The organism is Pseudomonas mohnii (genome assembly GCF_900105115.1).
Lineage (GTDB): Bacteria > Pseudomonadota > Gammaproteobacteria > Pseudomonadales > Pseudomonadaceae > Aquipseudomonas > Aquipseudomonas mohnii.
The window spans coordinates 3,570,825-3,595,360 of sequence record NZ_FNRV01000001.1; the positions used below are offsets into that span (position 1 = coordinate 3,570,825).

The following is a 24,536-nucleotide window of genomic DNA, read 5'->3' on the forward strand; positions in this document are numbered from 1 at the left end:
GGTTACTGGTGATCGCGCCTTCGGGTGCGCGATCACCAGCCAGCCATGGGGCTGGCAGGAGCATCGTTTCAGGACGCCAGACTCTTTCGAAACCGCATCAGCGCGATCGCAAAGAACAGCAGGCCGATGGCGGTGAGCGCGAGCAAGTCCGGCCACACCACGCTCAGCCCCGCATCGCGAAACAGGATCGCGGCGCTAAGGCTGACGAAGTGTGTCGACGGCGAACCCTGCATCACCCACTGCAACCACTGCGGCATGCTGTCGAGCGGCGTACTGCCGCCGGACAGCAGCAGCATGGGAATGATGACCGGAATGGCCAGCAGACCGAACTGCGGTGTCGAGCGGGCCAGGGTCGCGAGAAAAATCCCCAGTGCCGTACTGGCGAACAGATAAACGGCCGTCACCATCAAAAACAGGCTCATGGAACCGGCCAGCGGTACGCCGAGCGCGCCTTTGACGATCACTTCCAGTGAAATCCAGGTGCACACCACGACGACGAGCATGTTGCTCCAGATTTTCGCCAGCATGATCTCCAGCGCCGTCAGCGGCAGCACCAGTAAATGGTCGAGGGTGCCGTGTTCGCGCTCACGCAGCAGAGCCGTGCCGGTGAGGATGATGGCGAGGATGGTGATGTTGTTGACGATCTGAATCACGGCCAGGAACCAGCCACCTTCCAGATTCGTATTGAACAGCGAACGGGTGGTCAGCAGGATGGGGGTCTGGCTGGCGGGATCGCTCTGACCGCTGTAGGTCAGCAATTCGCGCTGGAATATCCGCCCGATGTAACCGGCCCCCATGAACGCCTGGCTCATGGCCGTGGCATCGACGTTCACCTGCACCGCAGGCTGGCGACCGGCCAGCAAATCGGTCTGAAAATTCGCCGGCACGTTGATCACAAAGGTGTACCGGCCACTGTCCAGGACTTGATCGAGTTGCCCATAAGGCAGCGCTACAGGGTGCTGAAACTCTGGTGGTTGCAGGGCCTGGGCCAGTTGTCGTGACAGGTGGCTGTGATCTTCGTCCACCATCGCCACGCTGGCGTTGTGCACGCCGATCACCGAGCCGGCCGCCGGCATATAGATCGCCACGGTGAAGGCGTAGAACAGAAAGACCAGCAACACGCTGTCGTGCCGCAGGCTGGTCAGCTCCTTGATGCCCAGACGCAAGATGTGAGCGAGCTTGTGCATCAGGCCTCCTGCTTTTTCAGCATGATCAGGCTCAGCCCGGTGAACCCGAGAAAGAACCCGAACAGCGCCAGGCATTGCGGCCACAGCTGCCGCAGGTCCAGCGCTTTGGTAAACGTGCCGACGGTGATATCGAGGAAATAACCGGCCGGAAACAATATCCCCATCACCGCCGCCGCACCCTCAAGGGAGGAGCGCGGCACGATTAGCCCGGAGAACTGTATGGTCGGCAGACTGGTGATGATCATGGTGCCGAGGATCGCGGCGATCTGGGTGCGGGTGAATGCCGAGATCAATAGGCCCATGCTGGTCGTCGCCAGTACGTACAGCAGTCCGCCGAAGGCCAGGGTGAGCCCGCTGCCCTTGAAGGGGACGCCGAACAGCCAGCGGTTCATCGCCGTCAGCACGGCCAGATTGATCAGGCTGATCGCCAGATACGGCGCCTGTTTGCCCAGCAGGAACTCCAGTCGGGTCAGTGGCGTGGCGTAGAAGTTGGTAATCGATCCCAGTTCTTTCTCCCGCACGATCCCCAGGGCCGTCAGCATGGCCGGGATGAACGCGAGGATCAGCGCCATCACCCCGGGGCCGATGGCGTTGACGCTGACCACGTCCTGGTTGTAGCGGAATCGGGTTTCCAGTTTGGCCGCTGCGGGGGCATTCCGTGCGCGACTGCTCTGTTCGGCCAGTCGTTCCAGGACTGACTGGTGCACCGCTTCCACGTAGTTACGGCTGGTCTCGGCACGAAACGGCATGCCGCCATCCAGCCAGGCTGCTACGGCGGGCTGACGTCCGGCGTACAGGTCGCGACCAAAACCCGGCGGGATCTCCAGCGCGAGTTTGATTTCCGAGCGTTGAAGGCGTCGGTGCAGTTCTTTCGTGTCGTGGATGGGGGATTGTTCGGCAAAGTAGCGAGAGCTGCGAAACGCCTCCAGATAGGTGCGACTTTGCGGCGTCTGGTCTTGATCGAATACGGCGAACGCGAGTTTTTCCACATCCAGCGAAATGCCATAGCCGAAGATCACCATCATGAAAATGGCCCCGAGCATGGCAAAGGCCATTCGCACTTTGTCGCGCAGCAACTCCTTGCCTTCGCGGGTGGCCACAGCCACCAGGCGCCCGACACTGAAACTGCGCTCCTTCATCGGCTTGGCCGGTGTGACAGGTGCATGGTCCGGGGCGGGCGGAGCCGGTGTTTCGGGCGCTCCCTGAGCCTGTTCCAGGCAGGTCACAAACGCCGCTTCCAGCGTTTCGCCGTTGAACTGTTGTTGCAGCGCTGCCGGGGTGTCGCAGGCCAGCACCTTGCCAGCGTGCATCAGCGAGATACGGTCGCAGCGCTGGGCCTCGTTCATGAAGTGGGTGGAGAGGAAAATCGTCACGCCTTGTTCGCGCGACAGTTCGATCAGCAGTCGCCAAAAGTCGTCCCGCGCGGCCGGGTCGACCCCGGAAGTGGGTTCGTCGAGGATCAGGACTTCCGGACGATGCAGCACCGCGACGGCCAGCGACAGCCGTTGGCGCAAGCCCAAAGGCAAGGCGCCGGACTGTTGGTCGGCCACATTGCCCAGGTTGAAGCGCTGGATCAGTTCGTCGATGCGCTGGACGCTATCGGCCTTGGGCAAATCGAACAGGCGGGCGTGCAAGTCGAGGTTTTGTCGCACGCTGAGCTCGCCATACAGCGAGAAGCTCTGGGACATGAAGCCGACCCGTTTTCGCGTGGCCAGGTCCTTGGCGTTCACCGGATTACCCAGCAACGTGGCGCTGCCTTCGCTGGCCGGCATCAGTCCGGTGAGGACTTTCATGGTGGTGGTTTTGCCGCAGCCGTTGGAGCCGAGGAAACCGAAAATTTCGCCGCGACCGATGGCGAAGCTGACTTTGTCCACGGCGGTAAAATCGCCGAAGCGCAGGGTCAGGTCGTGAGCCTCGATGGCAATGTCGGTGGTGGAGCCGGGCCGGGGGGGAATCACCAGTGGCTGGTTATCGTGGCCACTGTCGCCCTGGAAATGGGTGAACGCCTCGTCGAGTTTGCCGCCGGGCGTGACGGCCGCCAATTCGCTGCTCAGGCCCGTCGCGATCAAACGACCGCCGTCGAGCATCAGGCAATGTTCGAATTGCTCGGCCTCTTCCATGTACGCGGTAGCCACCAGCAGTGTCAGTTGCGGGCGTTGACGCCGTACATCGTCCACCAGTTCCCAGAAGCGCCGCCGGGACAAGGGATCGACGCCTGTGGTCGGTTCGTCGAGGATCAGCAGGTCCGGCTCGTGGATCAGCGCGCAGCAGAGGCCAAGCTTCTGCTTCATGCCGCCAGACAGTTTGCCGGCCGGGCGATCGGCGAAGCGCAACAGATCGGTGGCCAACAGCAAGCTGTGCCTGCGCTGGTCGCATTCGGCTTTTGACAGGCCGAACAGCGTGGCGAAAAATTGAATGTTTTCGCTGATCGACAACTCGGGGTACAGGTTGCCGCCCAGGCCTTGAGGCATGAAGGCGATACGCGGGTAGAGGCTATTGCGATGGCGACGATCCTGGATCGAGCCGCCGAGCACCTCCAATTGCCCTTGTTGCAGGGTTTTAACGCCCGCGATCAAACCCAGCAAACTCGACTTGCCTGCACCGTCCGGTCCGATCAGGCCGCAGCGTGTGCCAGTCGGCAGACTGAAGCTGATGTCGGTCAGGGCCTGCTGTTTGCCATACAGGTGGTTGATGCCGGTGGCTTGCAGCGCCAGGCCGTTCATTGCAGTTTGGCCGGCCAGTCAATCGGTGCGGTGCGCACATAACCGGCACCGGGCATGCCCGGCTTGGCCTGGGGCAGGGCGCCTGGATCGGTCAGGCGCAGTTTGACGCGGAACACCAGTTTTTGCCGTTCGTCACGGGTTTCGACTTCCTTGGGAGTGAATTGCGACTTGGCGGCGACGAAATTGATTTTGGCTGGCAGCGGGCGGTCGGGCAGGGCATCGAGCAGGATTCGCGCATCATCGCCAACCGCCAGGCGTCCGGTAACGGAGGCAGGGAGGTAGAGGTTCATGTACTGGTCGCTGGGGTCTATCAGCAACAGCACGCGCCCGCCGGCACCCAGCACCTCGCCGGGTTCGGCCATGCGCAACTGGACTACCCCATCAATGGGCGCGCGCAGGCTGGCGTCATCAATTTCGCTGGTCAACATCGCCACTTGGGCCTGGGCCGCACCAATCGTCGCACCGACCGCCGAGACCTGGGCTTTGGACGCGGCGACTGCAGCGACGCCGGTGTCCAGGCGCGCCTGTTGTTGATCGAGGATCTGGCCACTCACGAAACCGTGTTTGATCAATTCCTGAGAGCGCTTGAGCTCCTGTTGAGCCAGCAGTTGTTCGCTCTGGCGCAGTTGCACGTTGGCCTGGGCGGCGGAAAGGTTTTCCCGGGCACGCAACACCTCGGCTTCAGCCTGGTTGCGCTGTGCTTCGAGGGTGCGGGTATCCATGCGGGCCAACAGTTGGCCCTTGGTGACCTTGTCGCCTTCATCGACGAGCACCTCTGCCAGTCGTCCGGGTGTCTTGCTGGCGATCTGTACCTCGGTGGCTTCGAGGCGGCCATTGCCGACGTACAAGCCTTCAGGCAAGCGGTCATGCATTGACTTCCAGTAACCGAAGCCTCCGGCGGCCATCAGCAAAACCATCAACGAGCTGGCGAAGAAAATCGAAGAGCGACTGTGTGTAGACATGCGGGCATCCTGCGACTGTTGCGTCCTAGTCTGACTGATCGAGCACCGAGGCGATTTGATACCCGTCAACTGAGGGACAAGACTAATCTGATTGGCCAGGCAAATGGGGGGCGATCGGCGCTTTCTGCTTTATTTAACGTAAATCGAGCACTGCCGCCCATTGCTCGGCAGTCACCGGCATCACTGATAACCGACTGCCTTTCTGCACGAGTGGCAGTTGCGCCAATGCGCTTTGCTGTTTCAGGTAATCGAGTTTCAACACCCTGGAGAACGTCTCGACATGGGCGACATCGATTGCGCTCCAGGCGTTTTTCTCCGCGGTTGCCTTTGGATCGTAATAATGACTTTCAGGCTCCAGTGCCGTGGGGTCCGGATACGCCGCTTCGACAATCTTGCCAATCCCGGCAATCCCCGGCTCGGGGCAGCTGGAATGGTAGAAGAAGAACTCGTCCCCCACTGCCATGGCCCGCAGGAAATTACGCGCCTGATAGTTGCGAACCCCGTCCCAGCGAGCTTTGCCGAGCTTCTCCAGACCTTTGATCGAGAGTTCGTCGGGCTCGGATTTCATCAGCCAATAGGCCATGTTTTTTGCTCCTTGCGAGGTGAGTGGACAGGTGGTCCGGCCATTTTATGACAAACCGACAGTCGGTTGACGTCAGCGTTTGCGTGCCGGTTCACGTTGTCGCAAAATGCCGGCCTTTAAAGCTTGACGCTGCTGCACGGCCAACAAACGGAAACCGCTGCTGTCATCGTGTTGATGTGCCTTTGGGGGGCAATCGATGAAACGCAAACCGGATTTACTATGGATTTTGGTTATTTTGTTCGGCCTTGGGGTCGTGACCACCGGCTATGCCCAAAGCCTGTGGACCAACAAGACCGATGCACCGGTCGAGGTCGCACCGTTGCAACAACAGTCGACCGCTTTCAAACGCTGAACCTGTCTTTCGACGCCGCTGATCCCGGTGGCGTCTAGCCTGCGTAATACCAGGCCTTGTCCGTCACCGTTCCCTGCAACGGCACATCCCAGCTCGCCTGAGCCAAGCGCTCGACCTTCTGACATTCGTGGGCCAGTCCCAGTAGCGTCGGCTTGCGCCAGTCATGACGGCGGGCCAGATAAGCCAGGCTGCGATCATAGAAGCCGCCGCCCATGCCCAGGCGTCCGCCAACATCGTCAAACCCCACCAACGGCAGCAGCACCAGGTCCAGCGCCCAGACTTTGCGTTGTCGGGCGAGGTTATGCCTGGGTTCGAGAATCCGGAAGCGATTGGGTTTGAGTTTTTCGCCGGGGCGAATGCGCTGGAACACCATTTTGGTTCGCGGCCAGGCGCTGAGCACCGGCAGATAGGTGGCCTTGCCCCGACGCTGGGCGGCACGCAGCAGCAGGCGCGGATCGATTTCACCGTCGGTGGGCAGGTATAGAGAGATGTGTCTGGCGCGGCGAAACAGCGGTTGCTGGGCCAATTGCTTGTACAGCCCGCGAGCGGCCTGGCGCTGCTGACTGGCTGTCAGTGCGCGGCGGGCCTTGCGCAGCATGCGTCGAAGTTGCGGGCGGGGAAGCAGCGCAGGTTCGGTCATGGATTCGGGCTTCAGCAGATCGGATACGTGAAGCGTACCCGTAAAAACGCCGATGCCGGTATTAAAACCGGCATCGGACTGCAATCAGGCTCCCCGGGTGAACCGCTGTCGACTTAGCCCTTGAACCCGAAAGTTCAAGGTGGAAGATGCAGTAGGCTTTAAGGCTTTCCGTCTAGCGGACATGCACACCAGCCCAACGTGCAACCTCCAGGGTATAGCAAATCGGCTCAGGGACATCGCCAACTGGCAAGCACCCCAGGGAGTGTTGGGAGTATACCGCAAGCGTTGGCGCGAATCAGCCTTTGGTGACGTCCGGATCGGTCGACAGCACCAAATCGACACGATCGAGCAGGTCTCGCACCTGTTCGCGGGTCGAGCCGCTGGCCTGAACATCCGGGCGTTCTTCCTTGTGCAGCAGGTCGTGTGTGATGTTCAACGCGGCCATGACGGCAATGCGATCGGCGCCGATGACTTTGCCGCTGCTGCGGATTTCACGCATCTTGCCGTCCAGGTAGCGAGCGGCGCTCACCAGGTTGCTGCGTTCTTCCTGGGGGCAGATGATCGAATATTCTTTATCGAGGATCTGCACGGTGACGCTATTGCTTGAACTCATGAGTCTTGCTCCAGGGCCTTGAGGCGCGAAATCATCGATTCGACCTTACGCCGGGCGATTTCGTTTTTTTCAATGAGGTGAGCGCGTTCCTCGCGCCAGGTCTTTTCCTGAGCTAGTAAGAGTCCGTTTTGGCTCTTTAGTTGCTCGACGCGGGTAATCAGCAGTTCGAGTCTGGCCATCAGCGCTTGCAGGTCGGTGTCTTCCATTGTCTTCACTGTCTGATGGGGGGCGAGCTGTAGGAGCGAGCCTGCTCGCGATGGTCGCCAACGTTACCGCTGGGTCCCTGACACCCTATGGCGTTCTCGGGTTCATCGCGAGCAAGCTCGCTCCTACAGAGGAGTCGATGTAGGATACAAGGCCTTCATTCTAGACATAGCGCCGTCTGGCGCCTAGCTACCCATGCCCATTCAGAATTCCCCGTACCAAGCCTTCGCCACCCTGCTGACATCTAGCGGTCATAACGTCTCGCCTGCCGAATTGCACGGCCTGCTGCTCGGCCGCAGTTGCGCCGGTGCCGGTTTTGATGTCGAAGGCTGGCTGATCGATGCCGCCGAGCTGCTGGAAACCGAGCCACAGGACAACGTCCGCAATGCCTTGATCGGCCTGCAAGAGATGGTCAAGGGCGAACTCACCGGCGACGACGTGACCGTCGTTCTGCTGCTGCCAACCGATGAGACCCCGCTTACCGAACGTGCCGCGGCACTGGGTCAGTGGTGTCAGGGTTTCCTCAGCGGTTTCGGTCTGAACTGCCGCGACAGCAGCATGCTGAGCACTGAGGCGACCGAGGTGCTGCAGGATCTGGCGGCGATTTCCCAAGTGCAAGATGCTCTGGAAGAATCCGACGACGGTGAAAGCGACTACATGGAAGTCATGGAGTACCTGCGCGTCGCGCCGCTGCTGCTGTTTTCCGAAACCAGGAAGCCGGACGCGCCTGCTGCCGCCAAACCGTCGCTGCACTGATCAACGCCAGGGAACGCCATCTGCCCATGATCCATATCCCGAAATCGGAATACAGCCGTCGCCGCAAGGCCTTGATGGCGCAGATGGAACCCAACAGCATCGCCATCCTGCCCGCCGCCGCAGTGGCCATCCGCAACCGCGATGTCGAGCACGTTTACCGTCAGGACAGCGATTTCCAGTACCTGAGCGGTTTTCCCGAACCTCAGGCCGTGCTGGTGTTGATGCCGGGGCGATTGCACGGTGAGTACATCCTGTTCTGCCGCGAACGCAACGCCGAACGCGAGTTGTGGGACGGCCTGCGTGCCGGGCAGGAAGGCGCGATTCGCGACTTCGGCGCCGACGACGCCTTTCCGATCACTGACATCGACGACATCCTGCCAGGCCTGATCGAGGGTCGTGACCGGGTGTATTCGGCCATGGGCAGCAACCCGGAATTCGACCGGCATCTGATGGAGTGGATCAACGTGATTCGCTCCAAAGCCAATCTTGGCGCCCAGCCACCGAACGAATACGTTGCCCTGGATCATTTGCTTCACGACATGCGCCTGTATAAATCAGCGGCAGAAGTGAAAGTGATGCGCGAAGCTGCGCGGATTTCCGCCCAGGCCCACGTGCGTGCGATGCAGGCCAGCCGTGCCGGGTTGCACGAATTCAGTCTGGAAGCCGAGCTTGATTACGAATTCCGCAAGGGCGGGGCGAAGATGCCGGCCTACGGTTCGATCGTTGCGGCGGGGCGCAACAGTTGCATCCTGCATTACCAACAGAATGACGCGGTGCTCAAGGACGGCGATCTGGTGTTGATCGACGCCGGGTGCGAAATTGACTGCTACGCCAGCGATATCACGCGCACCTGGCCGGTCAACGGCAAGTATTCCGCGGAACAGAAGGCCATTTACGAATTGGTGCTGGCGGCGCAGGAAGCGGCGTTTGCCGAGATCGCCCCGAACAAGCATTGGAATCAGGCCCACGAGGCCACGGTCCGGGTGATTACTGCCGGTCTGGTCGAGTTGGGGCTGCTGCAGGGCGATGTCGACGAACTGATTGCCAGCGAAGCCTACAAGGCGTTTTACATGCACCGTGCCGGGCACTGGCTGGGCATGGATGTGCATGACGTCGGCGAATACAAAGTCGGCGGCGAATGGCGCGTGCTGGAGGTCGGCATGGCGCTGACCGTGGAGCCGGGGATTTACATCGCCCCGGATAACCAGAGCGTGGCAAAGAAATGGCGTGGCATTGGCGTGCGCATCGAGGACGACGTGGTGGTGACCAGAAGCGGCTGTGAAATCCTGACCAAAGGCGTGCCGAAAACGGTCGCCGAGATCGAGGCCCTGATGGCCGAAGCACGGACACAAGCGGCATGAGTCGAGTCAATCTGGCGATTATCGGTGGTGGCCTGGTCGGTGCCAGCCTGGCGTTGGCCTTGCAGGCCGGGGCCAAGGCCCGTGGCTGGAAGATCCTGTTGATCGAACCTTTCGCTCCCGGTCACACCTGGCAACCCAGCTACGACGCGCGCTCCACGGCGTTGTCCTTTGGCGCCCGGCAGATTTATCAGCGTTTGGGCGTGTGGCAGGAGATTTCCCGCCGAGCCGAGCCGATCAAACAGATTCACGTCTCCGACCGTGGGCGCTTTTCCACGGCGCGGCTGTCGGCGATGGAAGAGGGCGTTCCCGCGCTGGGTTACGTGGTGGAAAACGCCTGGCTCGGGCAATGCCTGTGGCAAGGCCTGGACACTGACGTGGTCAGTTGGCGCTGCCCGGCGGAAGTCACGCGCATGGAGCCGCTGACCGATGGCTATCGCCTGACCCTCAATGACGAAACCACTCTGGAGTGCGACCTGGCTGTGCTCGCTGACGGCGGCCGTTCCGGCCTGCGCGAGCAGTTGGGCATCGGCGTCAAGAAACGCCCGTACAACCAGAGTGCGCTGATCGCCAACATTACGCCGAGCGAAGCCCATAACGGCATGGCATTCGAGCGCTTCACCGACGATGGACCGATGGCGTTGCTGCCGCTGCAGGATAACCGTTGTGCGCTGGTCTGGACTCGCCAGGGCATGGACGCGCAAAGGCTGGCCGCCCTCGATGAACGCAGTTTTCTCAGTGAATTGCAGGGTGTGTTCGGCTATCGCCTCGGCACCCTGAAGCAGGTCGGCGCCCGGCATCTGTATCCGCTGTCGCTGGTGGAGGCCGAAGAGCAGGTGCGCCCGCATCTGGCGATTCTCGGCAACGCCGCTCACAGCCTGCATCCGATTGCCGGCCAGGGTTTCAACCTGTCTCTGCGCGATGCCCAGGCGTTGGCCGATGCGTTGCTCGCCAGCGAACAGGTGCTGGGGGATTTCGCGACCTTGCAGGCCTACCGCGAACGCCAGCGCCTGGATCAGAACCTCACCGTGGGCTTCTCCGATCAGGTCACGCGCTTGTTCGGCAGCACTCAGCCGTTGGTTTCCATGGGCCGTAACCTGGGCCTGCTGGGCCTCGATCTGTTGCCACCGGCCAAGCGCTGGTTCGCCCGGCAGGCCATGGGCCTGGGTACGCGTCCCGATGTTTAAGTGGCTGACCCAACAATTCGGCAAGGCGCGGCTGATGCGCTGGTTCATGGGCCTCTATCCGCCGTACCTCGGTGCCGGGGTTCGAGTGCGGCACATCAGCGATGACTTTCGCGACATCCAGGTGTCCATGGGGTTGAGCTGGTACAACCGCAATTACGTCGGCACCCAGTTCGGTGGCAGCCTGTATTCGATGGTCGACCCATTCTTCATGTTGATGCTCATGGAAAATCTCGGGCGCGACTACATCGTCTGGGACAAGGCCGCCGACATCGATTTCATCGCGCCAGGCAAAGGCACGGTGTATGCCCGTTTCAACATCGACGACACCTTGCTCGACGAGATCCGTCGGCAGACCGCGGGTGGCGAAAAGTACCTGCCGCAATTGCAGGTCGATATTCACGACGGTGCTGGCCATCTGGTGGCGCGCGTCGGAAAAACCCTTTACGTGCGGCTCAAGCCGCAAGCGAGACAGGCTTAAAGCATGGAAATGCGCGCAGATCTGCTGATTGTCGGAGCCGGAATGGTCGGCAGCGCCCTGGCGCTGGCGTTGCAGGACAGCGGGCTGGAAGTCCTGTTGCTGGACGGCAGCCCTTTGAGTGTCAAACCCTTTGACGTCCAGGCACCGTTCGAACCGCGAGTCAGCGCCTTGTCTGCCGCCAGTCAGCGGATTCTCGAGCGGCTGGGTGTGTGGGACGGCATCGTCAGTCGCCGCAGCAGTCCTTATAGCGACATGCAGGTCTGGGATGGCAGTGGCACCGGGCAAATCCACTTCTCGGCCGCCAGCGTGCATGCCGAGGTACTGGGCCATATCGTCGAGAACCGCGTGGTTCAGGACGCCTTGCTCGACCGTTTGCACGACTGCGACCTGGGCATGCTGGCCAACGCTCGTCTGGAACAAATGCGCCGCTCTGGCGACGACTGGCTGCTGACCCTGGCCGATGGCCGTACCCTGCGCGCGCCCTTGGTGATCGCGGCGGATGGCGCCAATTCGGCGGTGCGGCGCCTGACCGGTGTCGCGACGCGCGAGTGGGATTATATGCACCATGCAATCGTCACCAGTGTGCGTAGCTCAAAACCTCATCAAACGACCGCCTGGCAGCGCTTTACCGACAATGGCCCGTTGGCGTTCCTGCCGCTGGAACGGGACGGTCAGCAGGATTGGTGTTCGATCGTCTGGTCGACCACGCCGAGCGAAGCTGAACAGCTGATGGCGCTGGATGACGAAGGCTTTTGTCGCGCACTGGAGCGGGCCTTCGAGGGCCGGCTCGGCACCGTGCTCAGCGCCGACCCGCGCCTGTGCGTACCCCTGCGTCAGCGCCATGCCAAGCGATACGTCGCTGAGGGCCTGGCGTTGATCGGCGACGCGGCCCATACCATTCACCCGTTGGCCGGGCAGGGCGTGAACCTCGGGTTTCTCGATGCCGCCGTGCTGACCGAAGTGCTGCTGCAAGCGTCGAGCCGGGGTGAGCGCCTGGCGGATGTGAAAGTGCTGAGTCGTTACGAGCGCCGGCGAATGCCTCACAACCTGGCGCTGATGGCGGCGATGGAAGGGTTTGAGCGCTTGTTCCAGGCCGATCCGTTGCCTGTGCGCTGGTTGCGTAATGCCGGGTTGAAAATGGTCGAGCAGATGCCCGAGGCCAAGGCGTTGTTCGTGCGCGAGGCCCTTGGTTTGACCGGGGACTTGCCGGCGCTGGCCAAGGCCTGAGATTTTTACCGAGGCTAATGGCCCCATCGCGAGCAAGCTCGCGATGGGGCCAGAACATCCACCGTGGATCCTGCGGTGCAACATCTGGTAACTCCTCCGCAAACTGTTCGATTGAGAAGCTAAATGTGAGTCCTTATCATTTGGCCTCACTTTTTCAATCGAGAGACTGCTCCCATGTTGGCACCAAAGCGTCTATTGACCGCACTGGCCCTGACCCTGATAGGCAGCACCGCCGCCCAGGCTGCCGACGAGGTGGTGGTCTACTCCTCGCGTATCGATGAGCTGATCAAACCGGTGTTCGATGCCTACACCGCGAAAACCGGGGTCAAGGTGAAGTTCATCACCGACAAGGAAGCACCGCTGATGCAGCGGATCAAGGCCGAGGGCGAGAACGCCACCGCCGACCTGCTGCTGACCGTCGACGCCGGCAACCTCTGGCAAGCCGAGCAGATGGGCATCCTCCAGCCGTTCACCTCGAAAACCATCGATGCCAACATCCCGCCTCAGTACCGCGCATCGTCACACGCCTGGACCGGCCTGAGCCTGCGGGCGCGGACCATCGCCTATTCCACCGAGCGTGTGAAACCGGGTGAATTGACCACCTACGAAGCCCTGGCCGACAAGAACTGGGAAGGTCGCCTGTGCCTGCGCACGGCGAAGAAGGTCTACAACCAGTCCCTGACCGCCACCCTGATCGAAGTGCACGGCGCCGAGAAAACCGAGAAGATCCTCAAGGGCTGGGTCAACAACCTGTCCACCGACGTGTTCTCCGACGATGTCGCGGTGCTGGAGGCCATCAACGCCGGTCAGTGCGACGTCGGCATCGTCAATACCTACTACTACGGACGTCTGCACAAACAGAAACCTGATCTGCCGGTAAAACTGTTCTGGCCGAACCAGGCGGATCGAGGCGTGCACGTCAATCTGTCCGGCATCGGTCTGACCAGGCATGCCCCGCATCCGGAAGCCGCCAAGGCGCTGGTGGAGTGGATGACCACGCCTGAGGCACAGAAAATCTTCGCCGACGTCAACCAGGAGTTTCCGGCAAACCCCGCCGTACAGCCATCGGCTGAAGTCGCTGCCTGGGGTCAGTTCGTGGCCGATACCTTGCCGGTGGAAGTCGCCGGCAAGCGTCAGGCCGAAGCAATTCGCATGATGGATCGCGCTGGCTGGAACTGAGTTGTGGCGAGGGAGCATGCTCCCGCTGGGCTGCGAAGCAGCCCTGATGGCGCCAGACGGATCATGATCAAGTTGATCTGATAACCTTTGCGGCCGCTACGTCCGGGCGCTGATCGGCCGGCGAGAGCAAGCTCCCTCGCCACACATTGGCGCCACTGTCGAATGACGGTGGCTCCCATCATTCTAGAGATCTTCCTTGGCCCATCCCGCCCAACGCCGCTGGTACCCGCTGGTCTTCGCCATTGCTGCGCTGGTCCTGCTCCCCCTGAGCGTTTTGCTGCTTTCCTGGCAAACCATCGACCAGCAGATCTGGTCCCACTTGTGGGACACGCAGATGTCACGCTTGCTGGGCAACACGGTGACGCTGGTGCTTGGCGTCGGTATCGGCGTCACGTTGCTGGGCGTGAGCCTGGCCTGGCTCACCAGCCTCTGCGAATTCCCCGGCCGGCGTTGGCTGGATTGGGCGCTGATGCTGCCGTTTGCGATTCCGGCCTATGTGCTGGCGTTCGTTTTCGTCGGGCTGCTGGATTTCGCCGGCCCCGTGCAAACCCTGCTGCGCGAGTGGTTCGGAACGGGCATGCGCTTGCCTCGGGTGCGTTCCACGGGCGGGGTGATTCTGGTTTTGGTGCTGGTCTTTTATCCCTACGTTTATCTGCTGGCACGTACGGCGTTCCTGGCTCAGGGCAAGGGCTTGATGGAAGCGGCACGCGTCCTCGGGCAATCGCCCTGGCAGGCATTCTGGCGGGTGGCGTTGCCCATGGCGCGACCGGCCATCGGCGCGGGCGTGGCATTGGCACTGATGGAAACACTGGCGGATTTCGGCGCGGTGTCAGTGTTCAACTTCGACACCTTCACCACGGCGATCTACAAGACCTGGTACGGGTTTTTCAGCCTCTCCACCGCCACGCAACTGGCCAGCCTGTTGCTGTTGGTGGTCATGCTGGTGCTGTACGGCGAGCGTCGCGCGCGGGGCGCCAACAGGGCGAGCAATGAACGGCCACGGGTCAAGGCCTTGTATCACCTGCGAGGTTTCAAAGCGCTGCTGGCCATGAGTTGGTGTGGGCTGGTCTTTGCCTGTGCCTTCGTCATTCCGATGCTGCAATTGCTGGTGTGGTTCTGGCAGCGTGGGCGCTTCGATCTGGATGAGCGGTACGCCGGGCTGATCGTCCACACCTTGTACCTGGGCGCCATGGCAGCGCTGATCACGGTCAGTGTCGCTCTGGTGTTGGCATTCGCCCGGCGCCTGGCGCCCACCCAAGGGATCCGTGCCGGGGTCAGTCTGGCCAACCTGGGCTACGCCTTGCCCGGTTCGGTGCTGGCGGTGTCGATCATGCTGGCGTTCAGTTACCTGGACCGCGAGCTGGTGATTCCGTTGTCCGCATGGCTGGGCGGGGCCGGCAAGCCGCTGCTGCTGGGCAGTCTGTCGGCGTTGTTGCTGGCGTATCTGGTGCGCTTCATTGCCGTGGCCTATGGGCCGCTGGAAAGCAGTCTGGCGCGTATACGGCCTTCTTTGCCCGAAGCGGCACGTAGCCTTGGCGTCAGTGGGCCGCGACTGTTTTTCAAAGTGTATCTGCCGCTGTTGCTGCCCGGCTCATTGAGCGCGGCGCTGCTGGTCTTTGTCGACGTGCTCAAGGAAATGCCCGCGACCCTGCTGATGCGCCCGTTTGGCTGGGATACGCTGGCGGTACGGATCTTTGAAATGACCAGCGAGGGTGAGTGGGCGAGGGCATCTTTACCGGCGTTGACCCTGGTATTGGTAGGGCTGCTACCGGTCATCGGATTGATACGACGTTCGGCACATCGAAACAGCTAGGTGTCAGTCCTACACCTTGCAGCTACAATGCGCGGCATTCGGTGCGGTCCGTCTGACAGACAAGGTAGTGAAAATCGGCTGGAAGCCTTTTGTTTCAAGGCTTTCACTCAAATAGACACTCAACCGCGCCTTCGCCACGCCCGGAAGGAGAAACCCATGGGACAGCGTACGCCTCTGTATGACCTTCATCTCGCTCTCGGCGCGAAGATGGTCGATTTTGGCGGTTGGGATATGCCTCTGCATTATGGATCGCAGGTCGAGGAACACCACCAGGTGCGCCGCGATTGCGGTGTGTTCGATGTATCCCACATGACCGTGATCGATGTCGGCGGCTCCCAGGCCAAGGCCTGGCTTCAGCATTTGCTGACCAATGACGTCGAACGTTTGCACAGCTCGGGCCGTGCCTTGTACAGCGCCATGCTCAACGAGCAAGGTGGCATCGTCGACGACATGATCGTGTATCGCCTTGACGACGGTTATCGCCTGGTGGTCAATGCCTCTACCCGCAATCAGGATCTGGCGTGGATGCAGGCCCATCTCGACGGCTTCGATGTAAAGCTCAGCGAACGTTCCGAAATGGCGATGCTGGCCATTCAAGGTCCCCACGCCAGGCACAAAGTGGCCGAGCTGGTGACCCAGTCCCGTGGCAACCTCATCCAGCTACTCAAACCCTTCGAAGGGCACCCCGACGGTGACTGGTTCATCGCGCGCACCGGTTATACCGGTGAAGACGGCCTGGAGATCATCTTGCCAGCCAATCAGGCGCCAGGATTCTTCAATGATCTGGTCGGCGCGGGCATTTCCCCGATTGGCCTTGGCGCTCGGGATACCTTGCGGGTCGAGGCCGGGATGAATCTTTACGGGCAGGACATCGATCTGGCGGTTTCGCCGCTGACGTCCAACATGGCCTGGAGCATCGCCTGGGAACCGGCCAGTCGCCAATTCATCGGTCGCACGGCTTTGGAAGCCGAGCAGAGCGGCGGCATACAGCACAAACTGGTCGGTCTGGTGCTCGAGGAGCGCGGGGTTTTACGCGCTCATCAAGTCGTCCGTATCGCCGATGTTGGCGAAGGGGAGATCACCAGTGGTAGTTTCTCTCCTACGCTTAGCAAGTCGATTGCACTGGCGCGCGTGCCGATGGCAACTGCCGACCGCGCAGAAGTGGAAATCCGTGGCAAGTGGTACCCGGTCCGAGTGGTCAAACCGACCTTCGTACGCCATGGCAAAACCTTGATTTAACCTATTCTGGCGGCATCGACCGCTGACAATTCCTGAGGATACAGAACATGAGCGATATCCCTGCCGACCTGCGTTTTGCCGAAAGTCACGAATGGGCACGCCTGGAAGCCGATGGCACCGTCACCGTGGGCATCAGCGATCACGCGCAGGAAGCGCTGGGTGATGTGGTGTTCGTCGAGCTGACCGAAGTCGGAAAAGTCTTTGCTGCCGGTGATCAATCCGGTGTGGTGGAATCGGTAAAAGCCGCGTCCGACATCTACTCCCCGGTTGCCGGTGAAGTGATCGCGATCAACGAAGAGCTGAGCGCCTCGCCAGAGCTGCTGAACTCCGACCCGTACGGCGCATGGATCTTCAAACTCAAGCCAGGCAACGCCGCTGACCTGGACAAGCTGCTCGACGCAGCGGGCTACAAGGCCGCCATCGGCGAGTAAGGTGCAACCTCGCAGGAGCCGGCAACCCGGCTCCTGCGAGGGTGGACTCAAGGCTTGAGCACGGCTTTGACCGCTGCCACCGAGCGTTCGACGTCCGCTTTGGTCATCGCCGTAAACATCGGCAGCGAGACAATCAAGCGTCCCACCCGTTCGGCTGTCGGGAACATCCCCTCCTTGAAACCGCGCTCGCGGTAAAGACTCAGCAAGTGAATCGGCGGGTAGTGATAGCCGATACCGATACCCAATGCCTGCATCTGTTCCATGAAAGTGGCTCGGGCCGGTTTGCCATCCTGGCGTTCAGGCAATACCAGCTGGAACAAATGCCAGTTACTGTTCTCGAAGTCCGCCGGAGGGAGTTGTGCCCCGTACTGCGCTTCAAAATCTTCGCCAAAGCAACTGAAGTAGTGTTTGGCCAGTTCGCGCCGATGCGCGGTGATCGCTTCGAGATGGGCGAATTGCCCCAAGCCAATGGCCGCTGCGACATCGGTCATGTTGAACTTGCCGCCCAGCACATCGACATCCAGGCCATCAAAGCCGCTGCGCGTAACGCCCTGCAAGCGGTATTTTTCTGCCAGCTTCACTTCTTCGGCATTGTTCAGCACCAGGCAGCCGCCCTCCGACGAGGTGACGTTCTTGTTTGCCTGAAAGCTGAAGGAAACGAAATCGCCGGTCGCGCCGATGCGCTGGCCTTTCCAGCTTGAGCCCAACGCTTGCGCCGCGTCTTCGATGATCCGCAGGCCATGCTTGTGTGCCAGGGCGTACAGGCGAGTCATGTCCACGGGCAAGCCAGCCAAATACACCGGGATGATGGCTTTGGTGCGTGGGGTGATCGCGGCTTCCACCTGATCCAGATCGATATTGCGGGTCACCGGGTCGATATCGGCGAACACCGGTGTGGCGCCGACTTCCAGAATGACGTTGGCGGTGGCGACCCAGGAAATCGGGGTGGTGATCACTTCGTCACCCGCTCCGATGCCGGCGATGCGCAAGGCGATTTCCATGGTGCAGGTGCCGGAGTTGAACGTGCGCACCGGGCGTCCGCCAAAGTACTCCGACAGTTGCGCTTCAAAGGCCTGAACCTTGGGGCCGCTGGTAATCCAGCCCGAACGCAGGACCTCACCGACGGCCGCGATGGTGGCTTCGTCGATAGTGGGTTTGGAGAAGGGCAGGAAAGGCAGTTGGCTCATAAAACAGGGACCTCATCAGCGGATATTGGGTACGCGACGAGCATGATGATCCGTAATGCCCGGCGGCGCCATGCTCTCCGTGTCGGCGCTGGCTGCTATGCTGGTTTGACCGTGTTGCATCGACGCTGAGCGCCAGTCCAGAGAGAGCCCGTCATGTCCCAGATGCCGTCCCTGAGTCAGTTACGCGATCCCAATGCCTTCCTTCGCCGTCACCTCGGGCCGGATGCCGCCGAGCAACAGGCGATGCTCGACAGCCTCGGCCTCGGCAGTCGGGTCGAGTTGATCGAGCAAACGGTGCCGCCGGGTATTCGCCTGAACCGGATGCTCGACCTGCCGCCTGCCCTCGATGAAGAGGCCGCGCTGGCCAAGCTGCGGGGCTACGCTGAGCAGAACCAGGTCTGGACCAGCCTGATCGGCATGGGCTATCACGGCACGCTCACACCCACCGTCATTCTGCGCAACGTGCTGGAAAATCCCGGCTGGTACACCGCGTACACGCCTTATCAGCCGGAAATTGCCCAGGGACGTCTCGAAGCGTTGTTGAATTTCCAGCAACTGACCATCGACCTCACGGGCCTTGAGCTGGCCAATGCCTCGTTACTCGACGAAGCCACGGCGGCAGCGGAAGCCATGGCCTTGGCCAAACGGGTGGCCAAGTCCAAGAGCAATGTGTTCTTCGTCGACGAAAACTGTCATCCGCAGACCATTTCCGTGGTGCAGACCCGCGCCGAAGGTTTTGGATTTGAGCTGGTCATCGGCCCTGTGGATAACTTGCAGCAGCACCAGGTGTTCGGTGCGCTGTTGCAATATCCCGATACTCACGGCGAGATTCGCGATCTGCGACCCTTGATTGATCACCTGCATGCCCAGCACGCATTGGCGTGTGTTGCTGCCGATCTGTTGAGTCTGTTGTTGCTGACCCCGCCGGGGGAGCTGGGCGCGGACGTGGTGTTCGGCTCATCCCAGCGTTTCGGCGTGCCCATGGGCTACGGCGGGCCTCACGCCGCTTTTTTTGCCAGCCGCGACGAATACAAACGTGCGATACCCGGGCGGATCATCGGTGTGTCGAAGGACGCGCGTGGCAACGTGGCCCTGCGCATGGCGCTGCAGACCCGTGAGCAACATATCCGCCGGGAGAAGGCCAACTCGAACATCTGCACGGCCCAGGTGCTGCTGGCCAATATCGCCAGTTTCTACGCGGTCTATCATGGCCCTGAAGGGCTGAAGCGGATTGCCCAACGCGTGCACCGCCTGACCTGCATCCTCGCCGCCGGCCTTGAGCGCAAGGGCCTGACCCGGGTCAATCAGCACTTCTTCGACACCCTGACCCTGGACGTCGGCGGCACCCAGACTGCAATCATCGAAAGCGCCCAGGCTGCGCAGATCAATGTGCGCATTCTGGGGCGCGGGCGATTGGGCCTAAGCCTGGACGAAACCTCTGACGAAGCCACGGTGGCGAAATTGTTCGATGTGTTCTTGGGCGTCGACCATGGGTTCAACGTCGAAGAACTGGACGCCGAAACCCTGAGCCCCGGCATTCCGGGGGGGCTGGCGCGCACCTCGCCTTATCTGCGCCATCCGGTATTCAACGCCCATCACAGCGAAACCGAGATGCTGCGCTACCTCAAGCAGCTGGAAAACAAAGACCTGGCGCTCAATCAATCGATGATCCCGTTGGGCTCCTGCACCATGAAACTCAATGCCACCAGCGAGATGATCCCGATTACCTGGCCGCAATTCGCCAATCTGCATCCGTTCGCACCGAAAGAGCAGGCAGCCGGTTATGCGCTGATGATCGAAGAACTGGAGCGTTGGCTGTGCGCGATCACCGGTTTCGATGCGATCTGCATGCAACCCAACTCCGGTGCACAGGGCGAGTACGCCGGGTTGCTGGCCATCCGCAAATACCACGAGAGCCGGCATCAGGGGGGGCGGGACATCTGCCTGATTCCGTCTTCCGCTCATGGCACCAACCCGGCTTCGGCGCAGATGGCCGGGATGCGTGTGGTCATTGTCGAGTGCGACGAGGCGGGCAACGTTGATCTGGATGACTTGAAAGACAAAGCGGCGCAGGCCGGGGACAAACTTGCCTGCCTGATGGCGACTTATCCTTCGACCCATGGTGTGTACGAGGAAGGCATCAGCGAGATCTGTGAAGTGATCCACAGCCATGGCGGCCAGGTCTACATGGACGGCGCCAACCTCAATGCCCAGGTCGGGCTGGCCCGTCCGGCGGACATTGGTGCGGATGTGTCACACATGAACCTGCACAAAACCTTCTGCATTCCCCACGGCGGCGGCGGGCCCGGCATGGGGCCGATTGGCGTGCGCGCGCACCTGGCACCCTTTGTGGCCAATCACCCGGTGGTGCCGATCGACGGGCCGCTGCCGCAGAACGGTGCCGTCAGTGCCGCGCCCTGGGGCAGCGCGAGCATTCTGCCGATCAGCTGGATGTACATCGCCATGATGGGGCCGCAACTGGCGGACGCCAGTGAAGTGGCGATCCTCGCCGCGAATTACCTGGCGCAACACCTGTCCGGGGCGTTCACGGTGCTCTACACCGGGCGCAACGAGCGGGTGGCCCACGAATGCATTCTTGACCTGCGCCCCCTCAAGGCGCTGACCGGTATCAGCGAAGAGGACGTGGCCAAGCGCCTGATGGACTATGGCTTCCATGCGCCGACCATGTCGTTCCCGGTGCCAGGTACCTTGATGGTCGAACCCACCGAAAGTGAATCGAAGGCAGAACTGGACCGCTTTATCGGAGCAATGCTGAGCATTCGCGCGGAAATTACTGAGGTGCAGAACGGCAACTGGCCGGCCGAGGACAACCCGTTGAAACGTGCGCCGCATACCCTGGCCGACATCACCGGTGTCTGGGAGCGGCCTTACAGCATCGAACAGGCGGTTACACCGGACGCCCACACCAAGGCCCACAAGTATTGGCCGGTGGTAAACCGGGTGGACAATGTCTACGGCGACCGAAACCTCTTTTGTGCCTGTGTGCCGCTGGATGAGTACCGTTGAAATACCGGTCACTCCTGACCCTTCAGGGGTTTGCAATGAACATAAAAAATGCCGCTCCATTTGAGCGGCATTTTTGTTCAACCCGAGGGCTTATTCCGAAGCCACGGCATTCTTCGCCAGGATCGCATTCGCCAGTTCCATGTCCGTCGCCTGCAGGCCAGGGTTGTCGGCGCGGACTTTCTGCATGGCGGCTTCCAGGTACGGGCCGCGGATGCCGCCGTCGCTGGCGACGAAGCTGCCGGCATCGTCCTGGGCGGCGACGATCAGTTTGTGATCCTTGAACGTCAGGTAAGTCGAACCGGTGGTGGCACCGGAGGAAAGGACGTTACGCCAAAAGCTATCGGCCATCGCCGAACCGACAGGCAGGGACAACAGGGCAATGGTAGCGACAGCAAGTTTGAGACGCATAAAAGTGACTCCACAGGGTTAACTCCGGTGTTTGATAGCGATTCCCCCAATCGAGTTCCATAGCGGCCAATCTACTTTTGCTCACTCTGCGGCGTCACTCGCAGCACCTCCTCGATCGTCGTCAAACCGGCCGCCACTTTCTGTGCGCCGGACAATCGCAGACTGCGCATGCCTTCCTTGAAGGCCTGACGTCGCACGGCGAGCAAGTCAGTGTCGGGGTTGATCAGCGCCTTGAGACCATCGCTCAGTTGCATGATTTCGTAGACCCCGGCGCGGCCGTGATAGCCGGTGTCGCGGCATTCCAGGCAGCCGATGGCGCGTTGGGCATGGGTGGGGAGCGGCGCTTGCCAGGGTCGGGTCAGGGTCTGCCAGTCCTCTTCGCCCAAGGTTTGCGCAGCCTTGCAGTGCGGGCACAAGGTGCGCACCAGGCGTTGGGCCATGACGCCCAGCAGCGTGGCCTTGATCAAGTAATGCGGTACGCCGAGTTCCAGCAGGCGACTGATGGCGCCGGGCGCGTCGTTGGTGTGCAGGGTCGACAGCACCAGGTGCCCGGTGAGCGCCGCCTGAATGGCCATTTCTGCGGTTTCGAGGTCGCGGATCTCGCCGATCATGATGATGTCCGGGTCTTGCCGCATCAGTGCGCGCACGCCGGCGGCGAAGGTCAGGTCGATATTGTGCTGGACCTGCATCTGGTTGAACGCCGGTTCGACCATTTCGATCGGGTCTTCGATGGTGCAGAGGTTGACCTGCGGCGTCGCCAGCTTTTTCAGCGTGGTGTAGAGCGTGGTGGTCTTGCCGGACCCGGTCGGCCCGGTCACCAGAATGATGCCGTTGGGCTGGCGAGTCATGTCCTGCCAGCGCCGCAGATCGTCGGTTGAAAAGCCGAGCTGATCGAAGTCCTTGAGCAGCACCTCGGGGTCGAAGATCCGCATGACCATTTTTTCGCCGAAGGCGGTCGGCAGTGTCGACAGCCGCAACTCGACTTCGCCGCCTTCCGGGGTCTTGGTCTTCACCCGCCCGTCCTGGGGTTTGCGTTTCTCCGCGACATTCATTCGCCCCAGGCTTTTCAGGCGGCTGACGATGGCCATGGTGACCTGTGGCGGGAATTGGTAGACGTTGTGCAGCACGCCGTCGATGCGAAAGCGCACGGTGCCCTGTTCGCGCCGGGGTTCGATGTGGATATCGCTGGCGCGTTGCTGGAACGCGTACTGGAACAGCCAGTCGACAATGTTGACGATGTGCGCATCGTTGGCGTCCGGCTCCTGATCGCTGGCGCCGAGGTTGAGCAACTGTTCGAAGTTGCCCAGGGTGTTGAATGGCTGATCGGCGTTATTCGCGCCGGTGACCGATTTGGCCAGGCGAAAGAACTCCACGCTGAAGCGCTGAATGTCCACCGGATTGGCCACCACCCGCTTGATGGGCAGCTTCAGCACATGGGTCAGGTCGGCCTCCCAGCCGGTGACGTAGGGTTGGGCGCTGGCCACGGTCACCGCATCGCGATCGATGGATACCGCGAGAATCTTGTGACGCTGGGCGAAGGCGTAGGACATCAGTGGCGTGACGGCCGCGACGTTGATTTTCAGCGGGTCGATACGCAGGTAAGGCTGGCCGGCCTGTTGGGACAGCCACAATGTGAGGCTTTCGAGGTCGAGGTGCTTGCCGGGCCGACTGAGGTCTTCCAGCTGTTGGCTGGCGATGAACTCCAGTGGGTGCATCTGGCCATTGGCGACGTGGCGGCGGCGGGCATTGAGCGCGTGTTCGGCCGAATCCTGGCTGATAAAGCCCTGGGCGACCAGTTCACGCAGCAAATCACTGAGATCCAGCCAGCGGTCCTGAAGGGCGAGTTGAACGGACATGCGGGCTCCTTGTGAACAACCGTTCGCAAAGGATAGTCGTGACCCCACCGACCGTTGGGCCACTACCCGACGAAGCCGTATCGACTTTTTTCAGCCAGCCGCCTGAGCCGTATCGCCCCAGGCAGCATCCGCCGATTGCAGCTCGACCGAGCAAACGCTGACCAGATTACGCAGTTTTTCCGCAATCACTTGGGCACGGTGCCAGCTCAATCCGTCGATGACGACATCGATGTCCAGCAGCTCTTCCTGGCGCTGCACGTTGACCTGTTCCGGCGTCAGAAACTGCAGGGCGAACAGATTCAGTGCGCGGCAAAGCAGGTCGGGCTCGGCTTCGGCCAGCAACTGATAGCGAACGCGGCAATGGGTGTTACTGATGTTCCAGACATCGGCGCGGGTGGGCGGGGTGTTCACGGCTTCCAGGTGTGGCATGGTCGATCTCCAAATCACTGGAGAAATTTTTACATTCGTGGCCGGGTATTTCTTATCTATGATGGGGCGTATTACGGTTGTATCGAATCGTTTAATTCAGATTATCGGTAATCAAGGGTTTTTTTATGCACAGCGAGCTGGATGGCTACGACCGCAAGATTCTCGCGCTTCTGCAAGAGGACGCTTCGCTCTCCAGCGCGCAGATCGCGGAGCAGGTGGGACTGTCGCAGTCGCCGTGTTGGCGGCGGATTCAGCGGATGAAGGAGGAGGGGATCATTCGTGGCCAGGTGACGCTGCTCGACCGCAAGAAAATCGGCCTCAACACGCAGATATTCGCGCAGGTCAAACTCAACGCCCACGGACGTTCGAATTTCACCGAATTCACCGAGGCCATTCGCGGCTTTCCCGAAGTGCTGGAGTGTTATGTGCTGATGGGCGCGGTGGATTTCATGCTGCGGATCGTCGCAGCGGACATCGAGGCGTATGAGCGGTTCTTCTTCGAGAAGCTGTCGCTGGTGCCGGGGATTCAGGAGGTCAACTCGGTGGTGGCGTTGTCGGAGATCAAGTCGACGACCAGTTTGCCGGTCTGAAAGTCTGCGGTAATAACGCGGGGTTCATCGCCAGCAGGCTGGCTCCCACAGGGGCTTTGTGGCGTACACAAAACCAAGGTGGGAGCCAGCCTGCTGGCGATGGCGGT

The 24,536-nt window shown here is 61.1% G+C and carries 23 protein-coding genes and 1 other RNA gene; 12 read left to right on the forward strand and 12 right to left on the reverse strand.

The window, feature by feature from the left end; genetic code table 11:
* Positions 1 to 68 precede the first annotated feature (68 nt).
* From BLV61_RS16515 to BLV61_RS16530, 4 genes are all read right to left on the reverse strand, one after another.
* Positions 69 to 1,187: an ABC transporter permease gene (locus BLV61_RS16515; protein ID WP_090466444.1), complete on the reverse strand. Its 1,119-nt coding sequence runs from the start codon at positions 1,185 to 1,187 to the stop codon at positions 69 to 71.
* Positions 1,187 to 3,910, reverse strand: coding sequence for a ribosome-associated ATPase/putative transporter RbbA (gene rbbA / locus BLV61_RS16520; protein WP_090466446.1), 2,724 nt, complete (start codon positions 3,908 to 3,910; stop codon positions 1,187 to 1,189). The genes BLV61_RS16515 and rbbA overlap by 1 nt, the downstream gene beginning before the upstream one ends.
* Positions 3,907 to 4,872 (reverse strand): HlyD family secretion protein, encoded by a 966-nt coding sequence (locus BLV61_RS16525; RefSeq protein ID WP_090466449.1) that lies wholly within the window; start codon positions 4,870 to 4,872, stop codon positions 3,907 to 3,909. The genes rbbA and BLV61_RS16525 overlap by 4 nt, the downstream gene beginning before the upstream one ends.
* Positions 4,873 to 5,005: 133 nt before the next feature.
* Complete coding sequence (locus BLV61_RS16530; protein WP_047534809.1) at positions 5,006 to 5,455, reverse strand: EVE domain-containing protein; 450 nt, start codon at positions 5,453 to 5,455, stop codon at positions 5,006 to 5,008.
* Positions 5,456 to 5,651: 196 nt separating this feature from the next.
* On the opposite strand from BLV61_RS16530, the gene BLV61_RS31325 reads away from it, so the two are divergent.
* A complete protein-coding gene (locus BLV61_RS31325; RefSeq protein ID WP_090466451.1) occupies positions 5,652 to 5,807 on the forward strand; it encodes a hypothetical protein in 156 nt (51 codons plus the stop codon).
* A gap of 34 nt (positions 5,808 to 5,841) precedes the next feature.
* On the opposite strand, the gene BLV61_RS16540 is transcribed toward BLV61_RS31325, so the two are convergent.
* From BLV61_RS16540 to BLV61_RS16555, 4 genes are all read right to left on the reverse strand, one after another.
* The gene (locus BLV61_RS16540) at positions 5,842 to 6,447 is read right to left on the reverse strand and encodes a 5-formyltetrahydrofolate cyclo-ligase (protein WP_047539134.1); all 606 of its coding nucleotides are present in this window, start codon (positions 6,445 to 6,447) and stop codon (positions 5,842 to 5,844) included.
* 86 nt (positions 6,448 to 6,533) lie between these two features.
* Positions 6,534 to 6,712: non-coding RNA, 6S RNA (ssrS, locus tag BLV61_RS16545), on the reverse strand.
* A gap of 30 nt (positions 6,713 to 6,742) precedes the next feature.
* On the reverse strand, positions 6,743 to 7,060 hold the full coding sequence (locus BLV61_RS16550; RefSeq protein WP_007899404.1) for a cell division protein ZapA: 318 nt from the start codon (positions 7,058 to 7,060) through the stop codon (positions 6,743 to 6,745).
* A complete protein-coding gene (locus tag BLV61_RS16555) occupies positions 7,057 to 7,266 on the reverse strand; it encodes a TIGR02449 family protein (RefSeq protein WP_007982902.1) in 210 nt (69 codons plus the stop codon). Before BLV61_RS16555 ends, BLV61_RS16550 begins: the two co-directional genes overlap by 4 nt.
* A 193-nt stretch (positions 7,267 to 7,459) precedes the next feature.
* Here BLV61_RS16555 and BLV61_RS16560 point away from each other — a divergent pair, with 193 nt between their 5' ends.
* The 9 genes from BLV61_RS16560 (at position 7,460) to gcvH (ending at position 16,932) form a co-directional block, all read left to right on the forward strand.
* On the forward strand, positions 7,460 to 8,020 hold the full coding sequence (locus BLV61_RS16560; RefSeq protein WP_047534790.1) for a YecA/YgfB family protein: 561 nt from the start codon (positions 7,460 to 7,462) through the stop codon (positions 8,018 to 8,020).
* A 26-nt stretch (positions 8,021 to 8,046) separates the two neighbouring features.
* Positions 8,047 to 9,381, forward strand: a complete 1,335-nt coding sequence (gene pepP, locus BLV61_RS16565; RefSeq protein WP_047534788.1) for a Xaa-Pro aminopeptidase — start codon at positions 8,047 to 8,049, stop codon at positions 9,379 to 9,381.
* Positions 9,378 to 10,565, forward strand: a complete 1,188-nt coding sequence (ubiH, locus tag BLV61_RS16570; RefSeq protein ID WP_090466454.1) for a 2-octaprenyl-6-methoxyphenyl hydroxylase — start codon at positions 9,378 to 9,380, stop codon at positions 10,563 to 10,565. Before pepP ends, ubiH begins: the two co-directional genes overlap by 4 nt.
* Positions 10,558 to 11,043: a DUF4442 domain-containing protein gene (locus BLV61_RS16575; protein WP_047534783.1), complete on the forward strand. Its 486-nt coding sequence runs from the start codon at positions 10,558 to 10,560 to the stop codon at positions 11,041 to 11,043. Before ubiH ends, BLV61_RS16575 begins: the two co-directional genes overlap by 8 nt.
* A 9-nt stretch (positions 11,044 to 11,052) precedes the next feature.
* Positions 11,053 to 12,270, forward strand: a complete 1,218-nt coding sequence (locus BLV61_RS16580; RefSeq protein WP_167361841.1) for a 2-octaprenyl-3-methyl-6-methoxy-1,4-benzoquinol hydroxylase — start codon at positions 11,053 to 11,055, stop codon at positions 12,268 to 12,270.
* Positions 12,271 to 12,444: 174 nt separating this feature from the next.
* Positions 12,445 to 13,449, forward strand: coding sequence for an extracellular solute-binding protein (locus tag BLV61_RS16585; RefSeq protein WP_047534780.1), 1,005 nt, complete (start codon positions 12,445 to 12,447; stop codon positions 13,447 to 13,449).
* A gap of 196 nt (positions 13,450 to 13,645) precedes the next feature.
* Positions 13,646 to 15,262 carry an ABC transporter permease gene (locus tag BLV61_RS16590; RefSeq protein WP_090466458.1) on the forward strand — a complete coding sequence of 539 codons (1,617 nt, stop codon included), beginning with the start codon at positions 13,646 to 13,648 and terminating at the stop codon, positions 15,260 to 15,262.
* 156 nt (positions 15,263 to 15,418) lie between these two features.
* The gene (gene gcvT / locus BLV61_RS16595) at positions 15,419 to 16,501 is read left to right on the forward strand and encodes a glycine cleavage system aminomethyltransferase GcvT (protein ID WP_090466462.1); all 1,083 of its coding nucleotides are present in this window, start codon (positions 15,419 to 15,421) and stop codon (positions 16,499 to 16,501) included.
* Positions 16,502 to 16,548: 47 nt separating this feature from the next.
* Positions 16,549 to 16,932: a glycine cleavage system protein GcvH gene (gene gcvH, locus BLV61_RS16600; RefSeq protein ID WP_047534776.1), complete on the forward strand. Its 384-nt coding sequence runs from the start codon at positions 16,549 to 16,551 to the stop codon at positions 16,930 to 16,932.
* Positions 16,933 to 16,979: 47 nt separating this feature from the next.
* Here gcvH and BLV61_RS16605 read toward each other — a convergent pair whose 3' ends face one another.
* Positions 16,980 to 18,119, reverse strand: a complete 1,140-nt coding sequence (locus BLV61_RS16605) for a DegT/DnrJ/EryC1/StrS family aminotransferase (RefSeq protein WP_047534775.1) — start codon at positions 18,117 to 18,119, stop codon at positions 16,980 to 16,982.
* 153 nt (positions 18,120 to 18,272) lie between these two features.
* On the opposite strand from BLV61_RS16605, the gene gcvP reads away from it, so the two are divergent.
* Entirely contained in the window at positions 18,273 to 21,146 is a 2,874-nt protein-coding gene (gcvP, locus tag BLV61_RS16610; RefSeq protein WP_090466464.1) for an aminomethyl-transferring glycine dehydrogenase, read from the forward strand.
* A gap of 90 nt (positions 21,147 to 21,236) precedes the next feature.
* Here gcvP and BLV61_RS16615 read toward each other — a convergent pair whose 3' ends face one another.
* From BLV61_RS16615 to BLV61_RS16625, 3 genes are all read right to left on the reverse strand, one after another.
* Positions 21,237 to 21,554 (reverse strand): DUF2388 domain-containing protein, encoded by a 318-nt coding sequence (locus tag BLV61_RS16615; RefSeq protein ID WP_047534773.1) that lies wholly within the window; start codon positions 21,552 to 21,554, stop codon positions 21,237 to 21,239.
* Positions 21,555 to 21,625: 71 nt separating this feature from the next.
* Complete coding sequence (gene tfpB, locus BLV61_RS16620) at positions 21,626 to 23,410, reverse strand: type IV pilus assembly ATPase TfpB (RefSeq protein WP_090466465.1); 1,785 nt, start codon at positions 23,408 to 23,410, stop codon at positions 21,626 to 21,628.
* Positions 23,411 to 23,500: 90 nt separating this feature from the next.
* Entirely contained in the window at positions 23,501 to 23,839 is a 339-nt protein-coding gene (locus BLV61_RS16625; protein WP_047534767.1) for a hypothetical protein, read from the reverse strand.
* A gap of 125 nt (positions 23,840 to 23,964) precedes the next feature.
* Between BLV61_RS16625 and BLV61_RS16630 the strand changes: the two genes are divergently transcribed.
* The gene (locus BLV61_RS16630) at positions 23,965 to 24,429 is read left to right on the forward strand and encodes an Lrp/AsnC family transcriptional regulator (protein WP_047534765.1); all 465 of its coding nucleotides are present in this window, start codon (positions 23,965 to 23,967) and stop codon (positions 24,427 to 24,429) included.
* The last annotated feature ends 107 nt before the right edge of the window (positions 24,430 to 24,536 follow it).